This window comes from Proteiniclasticum ruminis DSM 24773, from assembly GCF_000701905.1.
GTDB lineage: Bacteria > Bacillota > Clostridia > Clostridiales > Clostridiaceae > Proteiniclasticum > Proteiniclasticum ruminis.
The window spans coordinates 137147-159491 of record NZ_KL370832.1 but is presented as its reverse complement, the minus strand read 5'-3'; the positions used below and the strand labels follow the sequence as shown (position 1 = coordinate 159491).

Annotated in this window: 8 protein-coding genes; all 8 read right to left on the bottom strand. The window is 41.8% G+C overall.

All coding sequences use genetic code 11. From position 1 onward, the window contains the following. Positions 1–8476, bottom strand: an 8476-nt coding sequence (locus T487_RS15600; RefSeq protein ID WP_031577736.1) for a bacterial Ig-like domain-containing protein, incomplete at its 3' end; no start/stop codon positions are given. A gap of 604 nt (positions 8477–9080) precedes the next feature. Then, entirely contained in the window at positions 9081–12110 is a 3030-nt protein-coding gene (locus tag T487_RS16085; RefSeq protein WP_162178264.1) for an EAL domain-containing protein, read from the bottom strand. A 251-nt stretch (positions 12111–12361) separates the two neighbouring features. Then, on the bottom strand, positions 12362–12808 hold the full coding sequence (locus tag T487_RS0113860; protein ID WP_031577734.1) for an Hsp20/alpha crystallin family protein: 447 nt from the start codon (positions 12806–12808) through the stop codon (positions 12362–12364). Positions 12809–13165: 357 nt separating this feature from the next. Then, positions 13166–14929, bottom strand: a complete 1764-nt coding sequence (locus T487_RS0113855) for a flavocytochrome c (protein WP_207638321.1) — start codon at positions 14927–14929, stop codon at positions 13166–13168. Between the two features lie 354 nt (positions 14930–15283). Beyond that, a complete protein-coding gene (locus T487_RS0113850) occupies positions 15284–17218 on the bottom strand; it encodes a TRAP transporter permease (RefSeq protein ID WP_031577732.1) in 1935 nt (644 codons plus the stop codon). Positions 17219–17241: 23 nt separating this feature from the next. Then, on the bottom strand, positions 17242–17712 hold the full coding sequence (locus T487_RS0113845) for a DUF1850 domain-containing protein (RefSeq protein WP_031577731.1): 471 nt from the start codon (positions 17710–17712) through the stop codon (positions 17242–17244). After that, the gene (locus tag T487_RS0113840) at positions 17713–18663 is read right to left on the bottom strand and encodes a TAXI family TRAP transporter solute-binding subunit (RefSeq protein WP_031577730.1); all 951 of its coding nucleotides are present in this window, start codon (positions 18661–18663) and stop codon (positions 17713–17715) included. Positions 18664–19014: 351 nt separating this feature from the next. Then, positions 19015–22293 (bottom strand): DUF5107 domain-containing protein, encoded by a 3279-nt coding sequence (locus T487_RS0113835; RefSeq protein WP_031577729.1) that lies wholly within the window; start codon positions 22291–22293, stop codon positions 19015–19017. Positions 22294–22345: the final 52 nt, after the last annotated feature.

Sequence of the window (22345 nt, the reverse complement as noted above, 5' to 3'; positions counted from 1 at the left end):
CAGTAGCAATTTCAATCTCAGTCAATACCTTCGGGATAATATTCACGGTAAAGGTATCACTCTTACCTTCATAGGTCACGGTGATTTCCTGATTTTTAACAGCAATGCTGCTGTCAAAGCCTGCAAAGCTTAAATCATCGCTTGAGATCATTTCCTTTGAACCATTGTTCATGGTGGCTTCCACAACAATGCCGGTTCTGTCAAATTCTTGCCCTTCAATATATTCAGTTTTGCTTGGTGCATTTTTCACTTCAATGGATTCCACCTGTATTTTTTCAACTTCGATCTTATATTCAGTGGTTTTTCCAAGATAGGTCACTGTAAGTGTCTGAAGTCCAATCTGAGTACTGTCATAGCCTGTAACTGAGCTTTTCAGAACTGGGAGAACTCTCTTGTATCCATTTTCATAAGTGACTTCCATTTCAAGTCCTTCAGAAGTATATGCATCCCCTTCAAAGAATCTCATTTCAGGTTCTTTACTGATACGGATAGATGCTGCAGCTCCTTCAGAAACCGTAACAGGAATTGAGGTAGAAAGTGCATTATAGGCAATCGTCACTCTAGTTGCACCTATTTTTGTTGTATCGACTACACCGATTCTTAGCTGGTCTTTTGTGAGGATTTTAGGTTCCCCTTCTGAGTAAATAAGTCTTACAGTAAGATCCTCTCCGTTATAAATATCTCCCAGGTTCAGGGAAACTTCTGCTGGACTTACCACTTCAATTCTCTGTTCTGTGACAACAGTCACCTCAGAAACCTTTAAATCTCTTCTTGTGGATAGTGTGCTGGTACCTAGAAGTGTGTTGGTTACTACAGCTTCATTGTTCATGGTATCCTTTGCTGTAATTCTTTCGACTCTCCAAGTGCTTCCAGGCATATCCGGTGTGACAGTTAAGATTCCTTGGAATGAGGTATCATTCACCTTTTTCATCGTCACGTTCTTCATAACTCCTGTTTTCACAGAAATCAGTCTCAGTGTCATTTCTTTTACTTCAGACTCTTCATCTGAGGCTTCTACTGTATAAGTGATTTTATCCCCGAGTAACACTCTTGAGGATGACACGGTGATTCCACCGATGATTGGTGCTGTTCTGTCTGGTTGAGTTCCAGTTACTCTGAAATTAAGTTTGGAGTACCCAGGAACAAATCCTGTTGTCTCACTCTTCACGAGGATGGTTTCATTTTCAGCATTGTCAAAGAGTGTTATTTTATCCAGTCTCCAATCCCCTGATGGATGGAATTCCTGTATGGTAAACTCTCCCGTATACTTGGATCCTCCCGCTGAAATTAAGTCTTCTTCTATGACAACTTTTTGATTCACCACTGTATATTCAAGCTTGATTTTACTTACTCCAGATACAGCATCTTCAGCATTTACAGAAAATCTGATGGTATCCCCTAAAGTAAATTCAGATATTGTGGTAGTTGTTGTGAATAGATTTGTCATGCTGAACATCATTCTTCTGAATAGATTATTTTCAACCTTGCTGATATTGATGTCCTGAAGCTCCGCTGATTCATCATCTGGTGTTGTATCTTTCACAGTATACACGGTATTTTCAAAAGAAGTGTCTTTCAGAAGAATCTCATAGGTATTCCCATATGGATCTTTTGCTGTAAGTTTTTCCAGCCTCCACTCTCCATCCAGTTCAAACTCTGAAATCCGGTCGATTCCAACATGCTTACCGTCTGGAGTAATAGCTAATTCTGTCATTTTACTCTGATTATATGTAGCAGATTTAAAATGAGCTTCTACTGTTTCAGGGAGTATGGATGTAGTAAGGAGTCTCAGTGTTATGAGAAGCTCTTCTCCCGGTAAGACTTCATTCTTATCCAAAGTTAGGCTCTCAATGCTTGGCGTTATGAATGGTTTTTCAAACTTGTAGTTTCCAGCTGTCAGGTCTCTATATGAACTCGTATTATTTGAGGTGGAATGATAAATGACTGTTTTATTACCTGCAAAATCATAAATCTCCAAATTTCTAAGAACCCATTCAAATCCATAGATAGCATCAAGTCGTACCGTTGTATAGTGCTCTCCATTCTCTAAATAAATATCACTGTAAATGGTTCTGGATATTCCATCAGCAAAATAAGTGAACTTCATATTTTTTAATCCGCTCGCATTTTCTGCGATTCCATCATGAGAGTTCACTTTAAGAGTGATTACTCCATTCTGAACTGATTCTTCAGAAACAGTATCTATAGAAGTGAAAATCGGAGCATCCAAATCGGGTGCTATACCATCTACTTCAAAATCCAGTTCAGCTAAATCCGTTCCTTGTTCTGCAAACTCTGGAATCAGAATATTTGATACTTTCGTCATATTCATCGCTTTATCATAAACTTCCATGTATGCCACTTGATATTGACCAATTGCGGTCTCTTCTGTGACCTTATAGGACCCTTCAAGGAGGTCTGTACTCTCATTGAAGTATAAGTAAACAGGCTTACTTGTTGAAATATCACCAGATGGTCCCAGTAAATATAGCACACCGTAGGCAATACCCGTTTTATCATCTAAAGCACTTACAGTGAACATTTGGGTCTCTCCAAGTTCTACAATCTTAGAGCCCGTACTCCAGCCTGAAACAGTTGGTGCAGCTTTATCACTTAACGTTCCGCTGACGGTAAAGGAAAGATCTCCAAAATCTAAACTCGGAATCTCTTCATCTGAATGAACTTTACTGTTGTTGATTCTTAGCGCATCACCATTTGGTCCAAAAACAACAAGTTGATCTACCTGATATGCGCCTTCCACAGTAAATGCATCTGTATAGAACACCTGGTTTTTCATATCATTGATTCTGATTGGTGAGTCTACCAAAGTATCTCCTGTTCGGAAATACACTTCATATTTGCTTGGTAGGTATCCGCTAGCGTTGTATTCAAGATTAAACTGAATGGATGCATCTGCGCCTACAGTTTTATTCTCTGTAGTAAATCCAATGATTTCAGGCAGTTTTGCAGTGGTGTCTTCAAGAATACTAAAATTCATAGATTCTGCGTAAAAAATAAGATCTGACTCCGGATAAGCTGTTGTATATAGCGTAACAACTTCATCATTACTCTGTATTATTTCCATATACATGAACTCATACTCAGTCTTTTCCTTGTAATTCGGGTTTGAAGGCAGGAACTTCGCAACAAATTCACCTTCAAATGGTTCGGCAACGATTGTAAAAGGCTCTTTCCCAATTTCCCTGTAATATAACGTCACTTTTTTCGCATCCATTGTGTCGTAACCAGGTACTACCGTGATATCCACCTCTTGGCCAAATTCCAGTTCTCCTCGATGCACATAGGCTTCATATACATATTGATTAACATCCGCTGCTTTAGTGTCTGTAATTAAAATGTCTAGATTCTCTAATCTTCCTTCTTCTCGAGTCACATGAAGTTCATTCCCCTCATAATCATAGATAAAGAGGTCTGTAGCTTCTAGTAACACTTCATCAGGGGCTGTATCTCGTAAAGAAATCATGCCATAGATAGAAGTACCCCAGCCATCAAAAACAGTTTCATGTTCTCCATCTCCACGATAGAATATCAGGTAACGTTCGACACCCGCAACATAATCCAGTGCGTTGATTTTGATCTCAAACTGTTCAAAATTTCGAAGTTCTTTCTTACTGAGTGAAGCGCCAATGAAAACAGGTGGATCCTCGTCAACGGCTGTTCCCATTACAGTAATATTAGCGTTTGAAAAATCTCTTAAATTCTCATCTCCATATACTTCTCCGAGGCTTTCATCAGTATAAATAATGAAATTTTCACTCTCATCCACAAGTTCTATATGCTTCAAAACCCATTCGCCAGGATCAGTACTGTTCCGAATGTCCCAGTAACCCCTTAACTCATTCATACCATACTTATGAATATAAATATGATTTGTTTTTCTTGTTACTGTGTTTACATAAGTAGCAGTACCAAAATTTAGCCCAGAAGCCGCGTCTGTTGCAAATACTTGCAGCATAATACTGTCATTGGGTGATGCTATTGTTTTTGAAACGCGTACACTTGATAATATTGGCGCATCCCAATCGACTACCGTCCCTTCTATTGTGAAAGAAACACCTGATAAATCCTTATATCCTGATTCATTCTTTGTTTCATCATGGATTAATGCATACGGAATGCCACCTTTGTACGCTTTAGCTTCCTTCAAGGTATAGGTTCCTACCGGTGTATTTGGTCTGATATATGTTCCAGCAGCATAGTAACCGGATGGTCTTCTCACGCCATGGAGCCATACCTGATTACCTAATTCATTTTCAAACAAGAACTGAACATCCATATACTCAAAGATATCAAAACTGAGGGTTCCTTTCAGTTCAAGGTAATCTCGACCTGTATAGGTTTCTTTGTCAAGCTTGAATGTAATATCTTCTATCGGATAATACTTTGCGGTAATAACTGTATCTGTAAAATCTATACGCTCTGTCCACTGATCCCAGTCATCGCCATCCATATGGAGGTAATCTTTAGAGTTTCCTGCATAATCCACAAGTGATACTCTCTGAACTCTATAGTTTCCTGCTTCTAAGCGATCGTAGTTGTTTGATTTAGCAATAACCTTTCCATTAACAGTTTCAACTTCAAGATAAATCCCTTTCTCGTAATCATCTACATTTACAAGTTGAACCGATCCTCTTTCGATGCCGGATTCTTCATCCAAATTCAGTTCGATTTCAAAAATCTCTCCAACATATACACTGTTCTGAGGAACGATTATGCTAATAAGTTTTGGTTCATTTAGATCGACTTTTGTGCCATAAACCTCAAACTCCGCCGCACTCAAATCCTCCACGTATTGCGCATACTCATTGGATACATCCGATATCCTTATATTATAGTCATTACCATATAAATAAAGTTCTCTAACGCTATAATCTCCAGGTGTAGAGTATTCATGAATTGGAAGCTTCGCTTGGAATACCCCTGGAGAAACTTCAATTATTTCAGCATATCTTGAGGATGTGGAATCACCATACGAGCTTCTAATCTGTACCCAAACTTCTCCACCAGAAAAATTCACAGTGCTTTCATCCACTCGGAATGTAAGTACGATTTCATCTCCTACTGTAGCGCTCTTCATATTTACAGCTGCAGAAACATCTGGCTGATAACCACCCAATGTTCCTTGAACTGTGAATAATGGTATCTCATACTCTGAACTGAACCATGAATCTCCAACCTTAAAGCTAACGGATGTTAACTGATAATCACCAGCTACCCAATCATTATAGACATGGTATTCCATTACATATGATTCTGATTTTGAATCGTATTGAAAGTTAGAGTCCGATACTCCACCATTGATCCCCTTAGCATTTGTTACTGAGATCACTGCCCCAATTGACTCTGGCTTAAATCGAGTGTCCGTCACTTTTATTGACACTTTTACATACTCATCTCTTGAAACACTTGACTTATTCGTACTTACAGTAATTTCAGGTGTGATTCCATTTAAAGTTCCTTCTACTGTGAAATCTCCCTCTGAGAGATCTTCATAGTTCCAACCTGGCCCATTAACATTATCTGAAACATCTCCAATTTCCAGTACATATTGACTTTTCGACCTAAATATCAACCTTTTCATCTCAACAATACCATTGGTTTCATCAGGCTTAATCAAATACTCACCAATAAATCTATTGTTTCCGTCATTTATGAGAACTACAGTTTGATTGTTACTAAATAGAACTTCAATGGTATCCAATTTATAGGTTTCATTTAGGAGTTCTACTTCGATATTTACAATATCATTCATTGTGTAGCTGTTTGGATGATTCTTGATTTTATAATCAGGATCAAAGCCGCCAAAGCTCTCTATTTGTAAACCGAAATCGCTGAAGTCTCTTAACTCTCCATTAACTTCATCAGAATAGTGATCTTTGTTGTAATAAATGCTGTAGTTTCCGGCGTTATCGCTGATCATAATTTCCATTAATGTATAATCACCAGATTTTGTGTCGGCTGAGGTCGTCATAAAGTATTGACCTGTTTGTTCATTTTTATTAACTTGAACCCAAGCCCTGTCTTCACTATCGTCCTTTTTATATTGAAATTGAATGTATGATACGCCCGAAACGTTCTCTTCAATATCGATCATGATAGGCATATCTTCTCCAAATTTCAATACAGAGCCTGATAATGTCAGCTTATTTAATACAGGTGCAACTGTATCCGAAATCGTTCCTGCTATCGTAAGATCCATATGAGAGAAATCCTGCGTTCTGCTATAATTCTCTTCATTTTGATTGATGTCTCCAATTGATACGTTACCGTTAGTAAACTCTACCCAGACATTCTTCAGTTTGTATCTTCCAGAAGAAGTGTATGGATTTACCCTATGCTCAATTCGGAAACCATCCATGGTGTTGTGTCCATATACAGATAGTTTTCTGCCTTCTTCATTCTCATAGAATAAATTCACATGTTTAATGGAACTATTCGAAACAAGGCTATTCACATCAAAACGGATGTGCTCTTCGGGTCCATAACTTTCTTTACCATCAATCACTTCTAATTTTATAATGTCCCCTGTAGAAGGAAGTGTACCTTCAATTGTGAGTATATTAGATGGAAAACTTTGTGATTTTTCGAGTTCGCTGGCATATAGTTCATTCACAACGCGATCATACCCATTCAGGAAATTATAAGTAATCTCATAAACATTATAGTTTCCGCTGATTGTATCTAAATAAATATTGCTACGAGCTTCAAAGTATCCAGTATTCGGATTAAAGTGTAATACAAGTGGGATCCTGATTGTTGTGTCTTCTGTATTAACCAGCACAATATTCATATTTTTAAATTCAGTGTCAAAACTGTCAGGTTTCACTTGTATAAATATTTCATCCTGAGACCCTAAAGGATCTAGAATCGGTACAACCGTAAATGAAGGATTATATCCAATAAAGTCATTCTGAACTGCAAAATTCCACGCATCCAGATTTTTACGAGGATATCCTTCTGAGTTTTCTACGTCCTCATCATAAATGAAGTAGCTTAGCCCATCTTTATAGAAATCAATTCTTTCAACCTTATACTGCCCACTTTGCAGACTCTCATCTAGTGATAGATTTAAATCAAAGAAATTATCACCTTGGCTCTCTAGTGTAAACCATCTTTCTTGATTTGTATCAACATTTCTCACTTTAAACATTGCATTACTAAAAGATATTGGAGCATTCGTGATTGATAAAGAGAAAGAAGTACTTTGATTATTCGTGACTAAATCACTTGACTTTCCAAGTACCAATTCAGGAACTATTCCTCCCATTGTTCCCTGAAGTTCCAATGTATAGGAAGATAAATCCATATACACAATTTTCTCATTGTTATCAGGTTGCTCATCACTTCTGTCGTTAACAACAACTTTGTTCCCCGCAAAATCCAATAATGACACTTCTTTTAATTTATAAATACCACTATAGATTAAAATATGGGGTTCCAACAGAACTAACTTGGTACCATCTATTGCTATATCAGAGTACGTGGTTAGTGTATGTCCGTCTGAATCTTCAAATTGAAAAACAATGTCTTTAAGGCCTGAACCTTCTTCAGTCACTTCATATTCTATTACCGATGGGGTTCCAGGATACACGATCTCAGGAATCACTGCTGATATAAATTGTGGTGCAGTTGAATCTACAACTCCTCCCTCAATGGTGAACTTATAAGGAGAAAGATCCATAATAATCTCATTTACACCGATAGGCTTATTTGTTACATATATAGCCTGATTATTAGATACTAATATTAAACGATCTAAGGTGTATGTACCATTATCCGAAAAACTTTCCACATGAAATTCACCTGAAAAGACGCCTACATCAGTTTTTTTCATTGGAAAATTAAAATTTTCTCCATCTTTCAAAAAATATATATCTAAAGTTTCTATTTGATAGTTACTTTCATCCACTTCTACAGTAAGAGATATAATTTCACCAGGTGAATAGGTTACATCTTCGATCTTAATACTTTTTATAGGATTTATACCTCCATAGGTATTCATCACCTCATATACTGCATTTGAGAAATCAGCTTTTTTTTCACCAAATTCTGATGTAAGATCAAAAATTTCAGTTCTTCCCTCTGAAGTATCTACATTAACCTTAACAATCTTATACATTCCAGAATAGTTCATTAAACTGTACTGATAGTCTACCTCCCAGACATTATTTCTAATGTCATCAAGTGCAAAAGTTGTAATTAGGTTGAAGCCTTCTCCATATGCGACTTCAACTGAAACTCCATATATTGGAACTTCATAACCCGTTAAAGCTACAGTGAATTTTTGAGTTTCACCATCCGTTAATTGATTCTTAGACACTTGTACACCAATAAAATCTTCTATACTAGGACTTTCACCTCCTATCTCTGTTCCTATCGCAACATTTTGCACAAATATCGCCGACAGATAAACAAACAGCAATAAGAAACTGATTGTTTTTTTGAATTGTTTCATAATACACCCCTTAGTAATTTTAGTGATGTATTTATACATCACTAAACCATTATATTATATCACTATAAAAAATCTAATTTATCATTTGAATAAATCAGATTTTTATACACATTAATTATACCATCATTCAAAAGAGTCTTATCATAGTATTAAATATTTGTTATTTTATCAACAATATATTATAAAAAATATAGTGCACCTTTTAGTAAAATTAGCTTAAGTATAGTTAAACAAAACTCAAAAACTTAAACTAATTCTAAAACGATTTCTATTTCATTGAGTCATTCAACATATATCAGGTCAACTTTACTCAATAGTTGAAGGAATTTCGCATAAACTGTTGCATTTTTCGACACACTTGATGTAAAGGAAAACATTTACATTTTTCCTTTGATAAATCCGTAATTATCAACAACACCCCCTCTTTGAAATCACCTCCTATCGCGTACCCATATAGACACACCCTTGCAACCAGTAATTCCATTACTACCTTGTATGATCTATCAGTTAAGGTACTCAAATTTGGTATTTCACGAAAAAAACGAACAAAAAACCACCGCAGTTCACACGGTGGCGTAAGTATATTATTAGAAATCTTACTTATTTATAATTCTTCCTTTCGAAGGAGATACTCCACATATTCCGGAGGCATAGGTTTGTGGTAATAGAACCCCTGAATCTCATCGCAACCTCTATCTTTTACATACTCTGCTTGCTCCTTGGTTTCCACACCTTCCACATTGATCTTGAGCCCTAAGGATCTGCCAAGGTTCAGGATACCATCATAAAGATTCTTTCCCTTCTGAGCTCCATGGAGATTCACCACAAACTGCCGGTCAATCTTGATCTTATCTATGGGCAGCTCATGGAGACGGCCTAAAGAAGAGTACGCGATGCCAAAATCATCCAAGGCAACGCTCATGCCAAGGCCTCTCAAATAATTCAGCCTGTTCCTTATGGACTCTGGACTGAAGTACATGGTGTTCTCTGTGATCTCCACTTCAAGATACTTCGGATCCCAGATGCCTTCTCTGAGGTTTTTCAAGATGTCACTGCCCTCAAAATTCTCCGCAAAGGTCATGGGCGTCACGTTCACCGACATGCTGATTTTTCTGAATCCCTTCCTCTGCCAGTAGAGATTCTGACGGCAGGCCTCTCTGAAGACCCACTGGTCAATCTCCGGCATCAGTCCGATGCGCTCCGCAATTCGGATGAAAACCCCTGGCGGAATCATCCCTTTCTGAGGATGACACCATCTTAAAAGTGCTTCCACCCCAACAATCTTTCCAGAAACACCAGAGACTCTGGGCTGATAATACAAGGTGAACTCTTTGTTCTTAATGGCATAATGCAGATCATTCTCAATCTCTTTTTCGTAGATGAACTTCTTTTTGATGTCTTCAGTACAGATGACATACTGGTTTTTTCCATTGGTCTTGGCGCTGTACATGGCAAGATCTGCATAGCGGATGAGATCCTCCGGTTCTTTCGCATCCTCCGGATATAAGGCGACACCGATGCTAGCACCGGTAGAAATCTCCCGTTCATCAAACCGGAAGGTGCCAATGGCTGTTGTAAGAATCTCCTCCACCCTTTCCTTCACATCTTCAACATCCCGCTGATGGGGCAGCACCATGAGAAACTCATCTCCCCCAAACCGGGACATGTAGCGGTCATTCTGAAGAAGCGGCTTGATTCTTGAGACAAACTCCACCAGAAGCTTGTCTCCCACGCTGTGTCCCAAAAGATCATTAATGTTTTTAAAGTCATCCAGATCCAGAAAAAGCACAGCAGCCACTTCACCATCTTCTTGGTCCTCCAATGTCTCATGGAGAATTCTGTTGAAGAGTGTTCGGTTGGGAAGACCCGTGAGTCCATCATAGAAGGCCATGCGATAAAGTTCATCTTCTTTTTTGATCTTATAGAGCATACTGGAAAGATTCTTCACAATGAGATCAAAGGAATTCTGATACCCCTCATCCCAGGAGTTCCGGTTGAAGGCGCTAAGACACATGATGCCAATGACCTTTTCAGATTCTATCACGGGCTGGATCATCACCGCGACTTTTTCGATGCTCATCCTGCTTTTAAAGATCTCAATGATTCTTCTGATGTTCGCTTCTGAATGTTCTGCTTTTTTTGTGTCTTCGAGAAGCTCATCCAAAACTCCTGAAAATTTCAGATTCTTCCGGATCCCATCCAGGTCTCCTCTTCCATACTGCTCAAACTTTCGGTGTACTCCGTCCCGTATATCGGAGAAGATATGGATACTGCCATAGTCCGCTTCCATATAATAGACCATCTCCTCCAGGAGGCTCTCCAGATTGCTTTTCACTGTCTCGAATCTTGCCTTGGACATGAGAAGGACCATATCAGAGACAAACCGCTCATGGTCAATCTGACGTTCAAACTGCTGCTGCCTTTTCCGGTAGATGTCGTTGATAAAAAAAGCCATGCCGATGATGATAATAAACACAAACAGTCTGGCCAGGTGCTCCGGAGATTCAAAAGACCCTGCCATCTGAGGATACATGATCCAGAGAAGAAGAAGCGTGATGACACTCATAGCACTGGTGGCGATGAGAAGATTCTTGTTGTTGAAGGCTACAGCCACCAGAAGGAGCACCACCGGAGCTGCCCAGGCAAAACCAACGGAGGCATCTGCAAAATAAAGTGTAATAAACGGTATACTTAAGGAAAGAATAGAATTGATGATGTCATCTCTTGTTCTCACAGATAGTTTGACTTCCAGAAGAAAAAAGATAAACAGTCCGATAAAGAACAGTGTAGCCGTCATGATGCTGGTTCTGACCACTTCCGCCTCATTGACGATGACCTGTATATAGAAGGCAAGAAACCCCGCCATGAGGTACACCTGAGACACATAAAAGAAAATCTTGTCATGGGTCTTGGCACTGAGATATTCTCCGCGTTTTGGAATGGTGAACTCCTCCCTCTGTCCAACCTTTGCTTTCTTCAGAAGGACATAGAAAAGACCCGCACATAGAGGCAGCATATGGATGGGACCCAGTCCGAGAAGACTGAGACCAAAACGCTCATAAAGCCCCAGTACTTTTGGAAGACCCATGAGCATACTAAGTAAAGCGCTGTAGAAAACGGTCCGTTTCAGATGACCTCGAAAAAAGTCTCCCTCTTTGAGCTTCCACTTTTTTAGAAGATAAAACACCATGGCCGCCATGATGAAATAATAGATTCTCACCCAAAGTGTCCAAGGCTCGAGTTCCAGGCTGTACACCCAGCCATAGGGGCCATAGGACATCCGGCGCTCCATCTCTCCTGATAAGAAGCTGTATAAGACAGTGCTGATAGAAATAAGCACCGGCAAATAGACCGCTGCCCACTTCCAGCGGTTCATATTTTTCACATATTGGGTCAGATGAATGAGAAGAGACAACAAGAACGCATAGACAAAGCCCCACCCAAAGACACTGAAAAAGGTCCAAAGCAGTGCATCCTTTGTGGTTCTGGTATGGGAAATGAGAACCGCCATGAGAGCCCAGGTGGATAGACTGAGGTTCATATAAAAATAGGACCTGTTCACAGGATCCCGGGTTTCTTTGGCGTATACCCGCATACCACTATAAAAATAAAAAAGAAGGAGGATATAAAACAAGGATGGAATCCATTTTGTCCAGAGCAATTGTATCACTTCTTTCTGCTGTATCATTAGGGCAAGAACGTTTTAATCATTACTAAAAATAGCATTGACCCCTATATTATATCGTAACTTATCGCCTTTGATGAGTCCTTATTTCATGAAATCTCATGAAATCTCAACGAATCCTGATTTCATGAAAATAGAGAAGATCTGAAGAACCGTGGAGTCTTTTCCACTTCTTCAGATCTTCTTTTTCATCCTACGTCCTAGTCAATTTCAATTTTTCTGGAGGTATCCACATGAGGCTTCTTTGGTATCTCAATTTTCAGCACACCATGCTCCAGCTTCGCTTTGATGTTCTCCTCTCCGGCTTCTGCCAAGAAAATATTTCTTTCCATGGAGCAGACTCTTCTTTCCCGGTGGATGTAGTTCTTGTCCTTTTCTTCCTTTTCCTCGTCCCGCTGTACGGAAATTCTCAGTCTGCCGTCTTCTAAGGAAAGTGAAACTTCCTCCTTTTTTACACCTGGAAGCTCAGCATGAACGATATACTCTTTCTCGCTATCTTCCACGTCCACCTTGAAGGTATCCGCCTCCAGGCTTCTTCTGAATGGGAAGGATTCGCTAAAGAAGTCATCCAGCATGCTGCCAAAATCTCCAAACTCACTCCTTAAAAGATCGTTTTTCTTTCTGTTGAATGGAATCAGTCCTGCCATTACAAACAACTCCTTTATAATTTTATTTTTGTTAGCACTCTCATCTGGTGAGTGCTAACTTCAATTATTTTATAACACAAGCTCTACTCTTTTTCAAACAGGAATATTTTATGAAAAAGCCGAATATATTTGAATACAAATGCTTATTGATTTTTACCTTTCTCATTCTCGCATTTTCTCCTATTTACCCACATTTTCTTTTATTTCCATAAAAAATTGTAAGATTTTTGCTGCACCTATGCTCCATTAGAAAAATCCCGCAGAGTTATAGTCTCTACGGGATTTTCTCACGGAAATCTATCAGGGCGACTTTTGGGAGGGTCTACCCTTCTTTTGTAAGAAATCAGAATAAATGATTTATTTAAGCTCTTCTGCCGCTGTTTTTCCAGCGATTCTTCCAAAGACGATGATGTCTGTTACGGCATTTCCACCGATACGGTTTGCACCATGGACGCCTCCGGTTACTTCACCTGCAGCATAAAGACCCTCAATTGCACTGCCTTCTGTACTAATCACATGAGTAGCGGTATCGATCTTCAGACCACCCATGGTGTGATGGATTCCAGGTGTTACTTTCAGAATATAGTATGGTCCTTCAGAAAGATCCTTTGTCAGGTGCTCTCTGCCAAATTCTGCATCTGTACCAGCAGCCACAGCTTCTTTGTACTTCGCCATGGAGTCAATTACTGCAGCTTCCTCAGCACCGATGGCCTTTGCCACATCTGCAAGGGTAGCACATTCAATGGCGTACCCCTTCTTGATGTATCCAGCAAGAGCAGCATTTTCTTCTTTCATTTCTTCATTGGTCACAAGATACGCAATACCGCCTTCCTGTTTCAGGATGTTTGCAGAAACCACGTCTCTTGTGAGAAGCTCATCTGTGAATCTTACGCCTTGGCTGTTGAGAAGAATGGCTCCATCTCCACGAAGACCTTCAGTAAACATATAACCGGATTCTGGGTCTGTGGTTGGGTGAATCTGGATAAATTCGATGTCATCCAGGTCAGCTCCTGCTTCCTGGCCCAGTTCAATACCATCTCCTGTTGCACCAGCATGGTTTGTGGTGGAGAATCCAACCAGGTCAGGTCTGAATCCTTCTACCATTTCACTGTTTGCTCCGAATCCGCCGGAAGTGATGATAACAGCCTTGGCATGGATCTTGAAGCTGTTCCCATTGACGTTTTCAACCTCTACCCCAGCAGCTGCGCCATTTTCTTCCAGAATGCTTGTTGCTGTGGTTTCCATCAGGATTTCCACACCAAGTTCTTTCAGTTTGCTTTCCAGCACTTTAACCACCACTGGACCCACAGCGGATCCATCTTCTGGTGTGTGAATTCTTGGGTTGGTGGCACCTCCGGATAAGGAGACTCTTGTGAGTCCTGCACCCAGTTCATTGAGCCAGTCCACTGCTTCAGCAGAGTTCTCCACCATGACTTTAAGTAGCTCAGGATCGTTCTCTTCTTTTCCGCCCTTGAAGGTATCATCGTAGTACGTTTCGATGGTATCTTCAATTCCCTCTTTTTCTTGAATGCTGGTTTCAGCCGCATTGATTCCACCCGTTGCTCTGTTGGTGTTTCCACCTACAATGGGCATCTTCTCCACGATGATGACAGACTTTCCTAGGGTAGCTGCTTCAACGGCAGCAGCCATACCTGCACCACCGGCACCGATGATGACAATATCCGCTTCCTTATCGGAAACTTCCAGCACTTCCTCTTCTGCCTTGATGTTCTTTAATGCTTCCACATCCGCGCCAGCTTCTTTAAGTGCAGCGGTGATGGCTGCAAGAATCGCTGTAGAGGATACAGTAGCGCCAGATACGGTATCTACGCCAAGTCCCTGATTCTTCAGCACAAGATCCACGATCTTCTCTGCTGCAGGTCCTGCAATACCTTCTGTTTCGTCCATGAGATCCACTTCAATGTTCTCAATCTTATCTTCTGTTACTGTCACTGTAACTTTTATATTTCCATTGTGTCCTTTTTCTTCTGCAGTATAAGTTCCTGGGGTATAAAGAGCCCCTTCTTTCACTGCTTCTTCTTTCTTGCCGCAACCAAAAGCAGCTAGAGCCACCACGAGAATGAGCAGCATGCTGAGATGTTTTTTCATTCGTTTCATCATCTTTCCTCCATTTCATTAGTTCAACAGGTCGAAGTATACCATCTTGTTATTGTTAAATCAATAACGAAAAGTGTGTTTTTAGTGTGTTTTAGAGTCCCGTAACCTCAACCCTTTACATTTATAAAACCATTGAATTTCCTCGCTTTTATTTACAAAAATGAACTTAAGAGATACTCCCGTTCCTTCAGAACGTATGAAATTCTGATAATATTTAACAATCTTTGTCCAGTCTATGCGGCTGGAAAGGGACCAGGAAAAAGAAAAAGAAACACCACTGAGCTTTCTATCCACGGATGGATGTTGAAAACTCAGGGTGTTTCTCCCTATATTCGGAGGATTTTTCACGAAAAATCTTTAAACTGCTTCTCTTACGACTTTTTTCTCTTTGTCTGTTCCTCTCATCTGGCGGAATAGAACACCACCTATGACGAGGATTCCCAAGGTATCGGTCAAAAGATTCGGATCAATGAGAAGAAGTCCAGCCCCTGCCATGAGAAGCCTTTCCCATACATTCAGTTCTGTCCTTATAAAACCTTCCATGGCTGCGGAAAGACCAAAGACCCCCAGAAGCGAAGTAATGGTAATGGAGATGACTTCTAGAGCGTTGGTTTCAATAAACAGCATCTGTGGGTTGTAGACAAAGATGTAGGGAATGATGAACGCCGTGATGGCAAGCCTTGTGGCCTGGACACCGGTCTTGAAAGGATCCGACTTTGCAATGGCGGATCCCGCATAGGCTGCCAGAGCCACAGGTGGCGTGATGTCTGCAACAATACCGAAGTAGAACACAAACATATGCGCCGCAAGGACCGGTACCCCCATGCTGACCACGATGGGTGCTGTGATGGTGGCCATGATGACATAGTTCGCTGTAGTAGGCACACCCATGCCCAGGATGATGCAGCTGACCATGGTGAGGAAGAGCGCTAGGAACTTACTGGTGCCCGCCACCACCAGAAGGCCGTTTAGAAGGTCCTGCCCCAGTCCAGTGAGGGTCACCATACCTACGATGATCCCAGCGATGGCGCAAGCAATGGCTACTCCCATGGTGTTTCTGGAGCCGCTTGCCAAAGCATCTATAAAGGAAGAGGGAGTCAGCCGTGTGTCCTTATGGAACATACTTACAACAATGGCCGTTAAAATGGCATAGATGGCAGAATACGCTGGAGTTCTTCCTTCTCCCATGAGCACCACCAGGGTGACGATGGGTAAAAACAGATATCCTTTCTTCAATAGAAGCTTGAAGAAGTTAGGAATGCTTTCCTTTGGAAGACCTTTCAGTCCCAGCTTCTTTGCCTCCAGATGGATCATCATAAAAATCCCTGAGAAGTAAAGAAGAGCTGGCAGGATCGCTGTCACCGCGATGGTGGCATAAGGGATCCCTGTCATTTCTGCCATGAGAAAGGCTGCTGCCCCCATGATGGGTGGCATGATCTGCCCTCCGGTGGAAGCTGCCGCTTCCACTGCAGCTGCAAACTCACTTTTGTACCCAGTGTTTTTCATGATGGGAATGGTGACGCTTCCGCTGCCCACGGTATTGGCCACGGAGCTTCCGCTGTACATGCCCTCTAATGCACTGGAGATTACCGCAACTTTAGCAGGTCCTCCAGAAGCGCCTCCGGCGATGGAATTGGCCATATCCACAAAGAAAGTGCCGATGCCTGTTTTTTCCAAAAAGGATCCTAAGATGATGAAAAGCACAATGAAGGTGGCTGCCACCCCCAGGGGTGTACCTAGAATTCCGTCGGTGGTATAAAAGAGCTGATGAGCAATTCGCCTGACAGAGTGTCCCTGGCTGAAGGCATAAAGGATGAAACCAGCTGCCACCACCAGGATAGGAAGGCCCACCACACGCCGGCAGATTTCCGCCAGAAGAAGCACGCCTAGAATGGCCATATAGACTTCGATGGGAGAAATGTTCACCGCTTTTCCCACAATCTCTTCAAAAAAGAGGACGTAGTAGAAAAAAGGAGCGGCTCCGACCACAGAAAGCACCCAGTCGTACCAGGGAATGACATTCTCTTTCTTTGCATCTTTTTTGTTCATTGGATAGAGAAGAAAGCCGATGAAAATCAGCGCTCCCAGAAAACTCGCACGCCTCACCTGCTCCGGTGGATTCCCAAGGAGTGTCATCCAGAACACATATAGCGCAAAGGCCACCAGAAGTCCTGTCATCAGATGTTTTTTGAACCCTGTGAGAATCCTGACATTGGACTCTTTGTCCACTTCTTTCAGGATGTTCTCCAAAGACTCCTCTTCAATTTTTTTCTTTTTGTTACTTCCAAACATACGTAAACCCTCTTTCTTTCCGGTCAGTTTCGGATGGTGATCTCCACAGAAGTGTTTCTTCCGCATAAATCCCGCAAACTGATTTCTTCCCCGCCGATTTTTAGCATGTGGTCACTGACCGTGCCCACGATGAGCTGAAAGCTCTCAAAATGATTGTCAAAACCTGACAGCACCATGGTGCCGTCTTCTTCATAGGTTAAAACCTGTCCTTCTTCTGTACCGCTCTCCATACCTGCACCAAAGCTTGTGAATAAGGTTCTGTAGGAAGAGAACCCCTTCGCCTTCACAAGAAACTCGTCGGTGACAGGACTCTTGTTGACAGAATGCACAAAAGTGATAGAGAAGATTTCTCCTTCTTTCACCGGCATCTGGAGAAACACCTTTCCAGTGTCCGCGTCTTTCAGCAGAAAAGTCTTCTCCCCCGTAAGGAGTCTGCTGCTCCAAATCATGAGAAGCAGCAGACCCAGAAGGATAGGTAAAAGTCTTCGTTTCATTTACTTCAGAACGCCTGCTTCCTTGAAGTATTTCTCTGCACCTTTATGGAATGGAATGGAGATGCCTTCCACCGCATAGCTAAGATCCAGTTCCGCCCCTTTCTGATGCGCTTCGCTGATGGCGTCTTTGCTTTCAAAGAGTGCTTTGGTCATGTTGTAGACCACATCTTCAGAGAGCTCATTGGAAACGATGAAGGTGGCTTTTACGGCCAGAGTGGTCACGTCCTCATCCACGCCTGTGTAGGTTCCCCCTGGAATCACATAGGTGGTGTAGAAAGGATGCTTTGTCATAAGATCAGATGCTTTGTCCTCATCTACGCCCAGTACCAGAATTTCCTGGCTGGATACGAGATCCATGATGGCTGTGGTAGGTGCGCCTGCTGTGGCAAAGAAAGCGTCAATCTTTCCATCTTTGTAAGCATCCGCAGAAGCTGCAAATCCCAAGTTCTGTTTGCTGATGTCATCGAAGCTGATGCCATAGGCGTCCAGGATCTGTTTTGCATTGAACTCCACGCCGCTTCCTGCGTCTCCAACAGAGACATTCTTCCCTTTGAGGTCTGCTATGGATTCAATACCAGAACCTGGTCTTGCGATGATCTGCACCACTTCTGCATAGAGTCCAGCCATGGCAGAGAAGCTTGTAACCGCACCATCGGCTTCAAAGAGATCTGTACCATTGTAGGCATAGTCCATGACATCATTCTGAACGATGGCCATGTCCACTTCTTTTGCATCAATGAGCTGAATATTCGCTTTGGAAGCTCCGGTGCTCTGGATGTTGAAGCGAAGGTCCGCTTTGTCTCCCAGAATCTGCCCCAAGGCCGTTCCATAGGCATAATAGGTTCCTGTGTTTCCTCCGGTGGCCATTTTTACAGTGGTGCCACCACCGCATCCTGCAAGAACCAGGATACCAAGAAGCATGATGGATACGAAAGACCATATCTTTTTCATTCTATATTCCCCCTGTGAACAAATGTATTTTTTTCTATAAAAGAATCTTAATACTTCCGCTACTTAGAGTCAATACAAATTTTCAAAAAATCTGAGAAAATTGCATATTTTATTTTCGTAAAATTCATTTTGTCACTGATCTCATATAAACTTCAAACACTAAACATGATGTTGTTCAATAATTTATGCAAAAAGCACTATTTATCCATGAATGGAATCCTGCATAAATTGAATTTATCACTTTCATTTCCTGCACATTGCCTGTAATGCATTACAGGAAACCTGGTGTTTTTTTTCTGCAGAAAAAGAAGGAAACAGACTTCTTTGTGAGGTCTGTTTCCTTCAGATATTTTATTTGTGCGCTACGATCAGGTTTTTCATCAGAACCGCATCTGCATGATTTTCCTGCAGTGCGAGAACCTCTTCCAAGGCCTCCTCCGCCAACGAATCCTGTTTAAAGCCGATGTAAGCCAACCCCTTCAGATACGTACAGTGAATCCTGTTTCTTTTTGTCCAGTCTTCTTCGAAAACCAGAAAATCAGGCAGTGATACCGCGAAGAAGTCAATGGACACCTCATCCTTATGATGTCTCTCTGCATAATCTAGAAGTTTGAAGTACTTCTTTCTCGCCTCCTTCAGTCTGCCCAGCTTTTCAAGGGCCAACCCCTGGAAAAGAATCATATGGGCTGGTTGGTCGTTGTAGTACAGAACCCCAGCTGGATGATCTGCTCCTAAGGTCGCTTTTTCAAAGTACACCTTACTTGCATTTTCATCAAAGCCCTCAGCACAAAGACCAAGGTAGTAATATATATCATTATCTTTACTTCCATCAAGCTTACCTTCCCCCAGATTCTCTGGATAAACCAGCGCTCTTTTTAGAAGTTCCGAAGCTTCCTCCATTTTGCTACTGCAAAGCTCCTTCTGGGCCAGAAGAAGCAAGGAGGCTTTATACTGTCCCGTAACCTTTCCTTCTCCGCCTTCCCAAGGATGGAACTGATGCTTACTAAGAATCTCCAGTGCTCTCTGCGGTTCTCCCCGCATATTAAGAAGGGTAATATATTCCACCAGAAGATCATCTCTCAGATAGACCGTTTCCAGATGCTGGTTCAGATAAGAATACCGCTCCTCCGGTGACCTGTTCAACTTCTTATACAGCTGATCCAGCTCAAAGAGCACTCTTGCATCAGAAGCGTCCAGCTGGAACGCTCTTTCCAGATGCTTCAGCGCCAGATCTTTCTCTTTTCTTTGGTTGAAATAGAGCAACGAGAGATTTCTGTGAACCGTCGGAAACTCTTCCTGAATAGCTAAACTCTCCACCCAAAGCTGGTAAGCCTTATCATACTGCTTCTTGTCATAATAGAGTGTCCCCAAAAGATGCCTTGCCTTATCCTCTTGCGGTTCCTTTGCCACCGCCCACTCCAGAACAATCTGATCTTCCAGACGGTTGGGGAAATACCCTTCCACAAAGTATTCCTTAGCATCTTTAAGAAGAAGACCCCCTTCTTGTTCCCTTCCCATGAGAGCGACAAAATATGCTTCATAATAAGGTGCAAGAACATGACGCCCTTTGAGAAGCTTCGTAATGGCGACTGCTTCATCTAAACACCCGCATAGTCCATACTCAAAAGCCGTAAGAATCCAAGGCTCAATCTTTACATCTGAAAACATCATATCTTCTTTAGACCACAAACTGTTCTCAAATCTTGCCATGACATCAAACGCGTCAAGTGATCTGCATAAAGAGATTTGCTCTCTTGCACCCTCTCTATCTCCAAGCTTTCTCATGATGACAGCCTTAAGGCTCTGAGCTTTGATATTCTGTGTATTTTTTGTAATAGCTTTATCGATGTGTTCTTGTGCCTTCTTTAGCTTTCCCTGCTTCAGGTAAAGAAGCGCCAGATAATAATAAGCTCTCTCCTGCTGTTCTGAAGACCAGGCCGCTTTATGGAAATAATCCAAGGCAGCCTCTTCATCCCCATAGTATAGTTCCAGCACCCCCAAATGGTACAGCGGTTCACTATGATAAGGATTGGGATTATTAGAGGTCAGACGCTTCACCGCATTTTTCAGGTGAATGCGGGCATTTTCAAAATCTCCTCTTCTAAAGAGAAGAACACCAAAGGCTTCATTGATTCTGCTGTCCAGGGGATCTCTTTTCAAGCCTTCCAGATAATAATCCTCAGGCTTGAAGGTGGCATGACGGTACTGCTCCAGATGAAGTCCTGTGAGATAAAGCTCTTCCAGCGTCATGATCTTTTCTGGTGCTTCGGAGGCTTTCGCAGGCTCCGGAATCTCAATGTCTCCTTGCTCATATTCTTTGTAAGATAGAAGAACCTCTCCGTCTTCATTTTTCACAAAGATCTCAACTTCTTCCTTGCTTTCATAAGCCAAAGGAAAGACTTCTCTTCTGATTTCTCTAGGGGAAAGAGACAGCACCTTTTTTTCTGCCAGCTTGGATCCCACAAAGACTTCCAAAACCGCCTTTTCTATTTCCTTCATTCCATAAAGAAGAATCTCAGCTTCTCCTTCCCGAAAAAGAATATTGAGCGCAACCTCCGTGGAGGCATTTTTCACAGCGCCAAGCTCTTTATAGGGCATGAAATACTGCTTGAAGTTCTTTCTTTCAAAGGGCTTCAGCCAAGTAAAGTCCGGCTGATTGTCCGTATAGACCCCTGTCATCAGCTCAATGTAGGAGCCGTCTTCATCTGTGAGATTCCGGTCCCAAGCTTGCCCGAAATCTCCGTTCCCCCATGTCCACTGCTTCTTTCCTGGGGAGATCTGATGGTCCGCAACATGCAGAAGCCCTGCACGCTTTTTATGATCATAGCCTCCCATAAAATCAAATTTGGATTTCTCCGCCATATAAGAAGTGGGGACTGGAATATTTTTAAAGTAGGAAATGTCCACCCCTTCACTGTAGTCATATTTGTAGTACTCACCTGTTGCAATGGGGAATCTGGAAACGTCCCGTTTCCCATGGTCCATTACCGCATGGACATCCGGTGGAAAAATCGACTGGGTATGCTCATTGGCTGGAATGGCAGGATTCGCCCACCAGAGGAAAGTCTGGGGGAAAGATGTACCATTATACAGCTGCCCTTCAATCTCAATATATGCGTAGTCCTTATACAGCTTGATTTCAGTGTTCACTTTTGTCCCGTACATCCGGTCATGATCCATAAGAACCACCGATGCGCTGCCATCCTCGTAGGTATTCAGCTTATAATCCACAGGCATGAATGTCGTTGGTCTGTGGTGCTGAGGCCAGTTGAACTCTATTCCTCCAGAAATCCACGGCCCAAGAAGCCCCACCAAAGCAGGCTTGATCACCTGATTGTAGTATAGAAAATCATATCCATTGGTTTTATCAATGGCTCTTTGAATTCGCCCTCCCAGTTCAGGTAAAATCATCACCTTCAGATATTCATTTTCCAGATACACCACCGTGTACTCCCGGTCCACTTTCTCATCTGCGATGGATTCTATCACCGCATAGGGATAGACTTTCCCCGTACTTCCCTGATAAACCCTCTGGTCCAGGAAGATGGGATTTTTCTCTTCTTTTCCCACTGGATAGGTGGGTATGGTAATCTTATCCACCCATACTTTTGCATTCGTTTCGGTACTCATCGTTTCAAACTCCTTTATGTGTGATACTTCAAGTATAGAAATAACCCGAAGC

Excerpts from the sequence above, each read along its gene's own strand:
- T487_RS0113840 (WP_031577730.1), bottom strand. The coding sequence starts at position 18,663 with ATGAAAAAGATATGGTCTTTCGTATCCATCATGCTTCTTGGTATCCTG.
- T487_RS0113860 (WP_031577734.1), bottom strand. The coding sequence starts at position 12,808 with ATGGCAGGACTGATTCCATTCAACAGAAAGAAAAACGATCTTTTAAGG.
- T487_RS0113855 (WP_207638321.1), bottom strand. The coding sequence starts at position 14,929 with ATGATGAAACGAATGAAAAAACATCTCAGCATGCTGCTCATTCTCGTG.
- T487_RS0113835 (WP_031577729.1), bottom strand. The coding sequence starts at position 22,293 with ATGAGTACCGAAACGAATGCAAAAGTATGGGTGGATAAGATTACCATA.
- T487_RS0113845 (WP_031577731.1), bottom strand. The coding sequence starts at position 17,712 with ATGAAACGAAGACTTTTACCTATCCTTCTGGGTCTGCTGCTTCTCATG.
- T487_RS0113850 (WP_031577732.1), bottom strand. The coding sequence starts at position 17,218 with ATGTTTGGAAGTAACAAAAAGAAAAAAATTGAAGAGGAGTCTTTGGAG.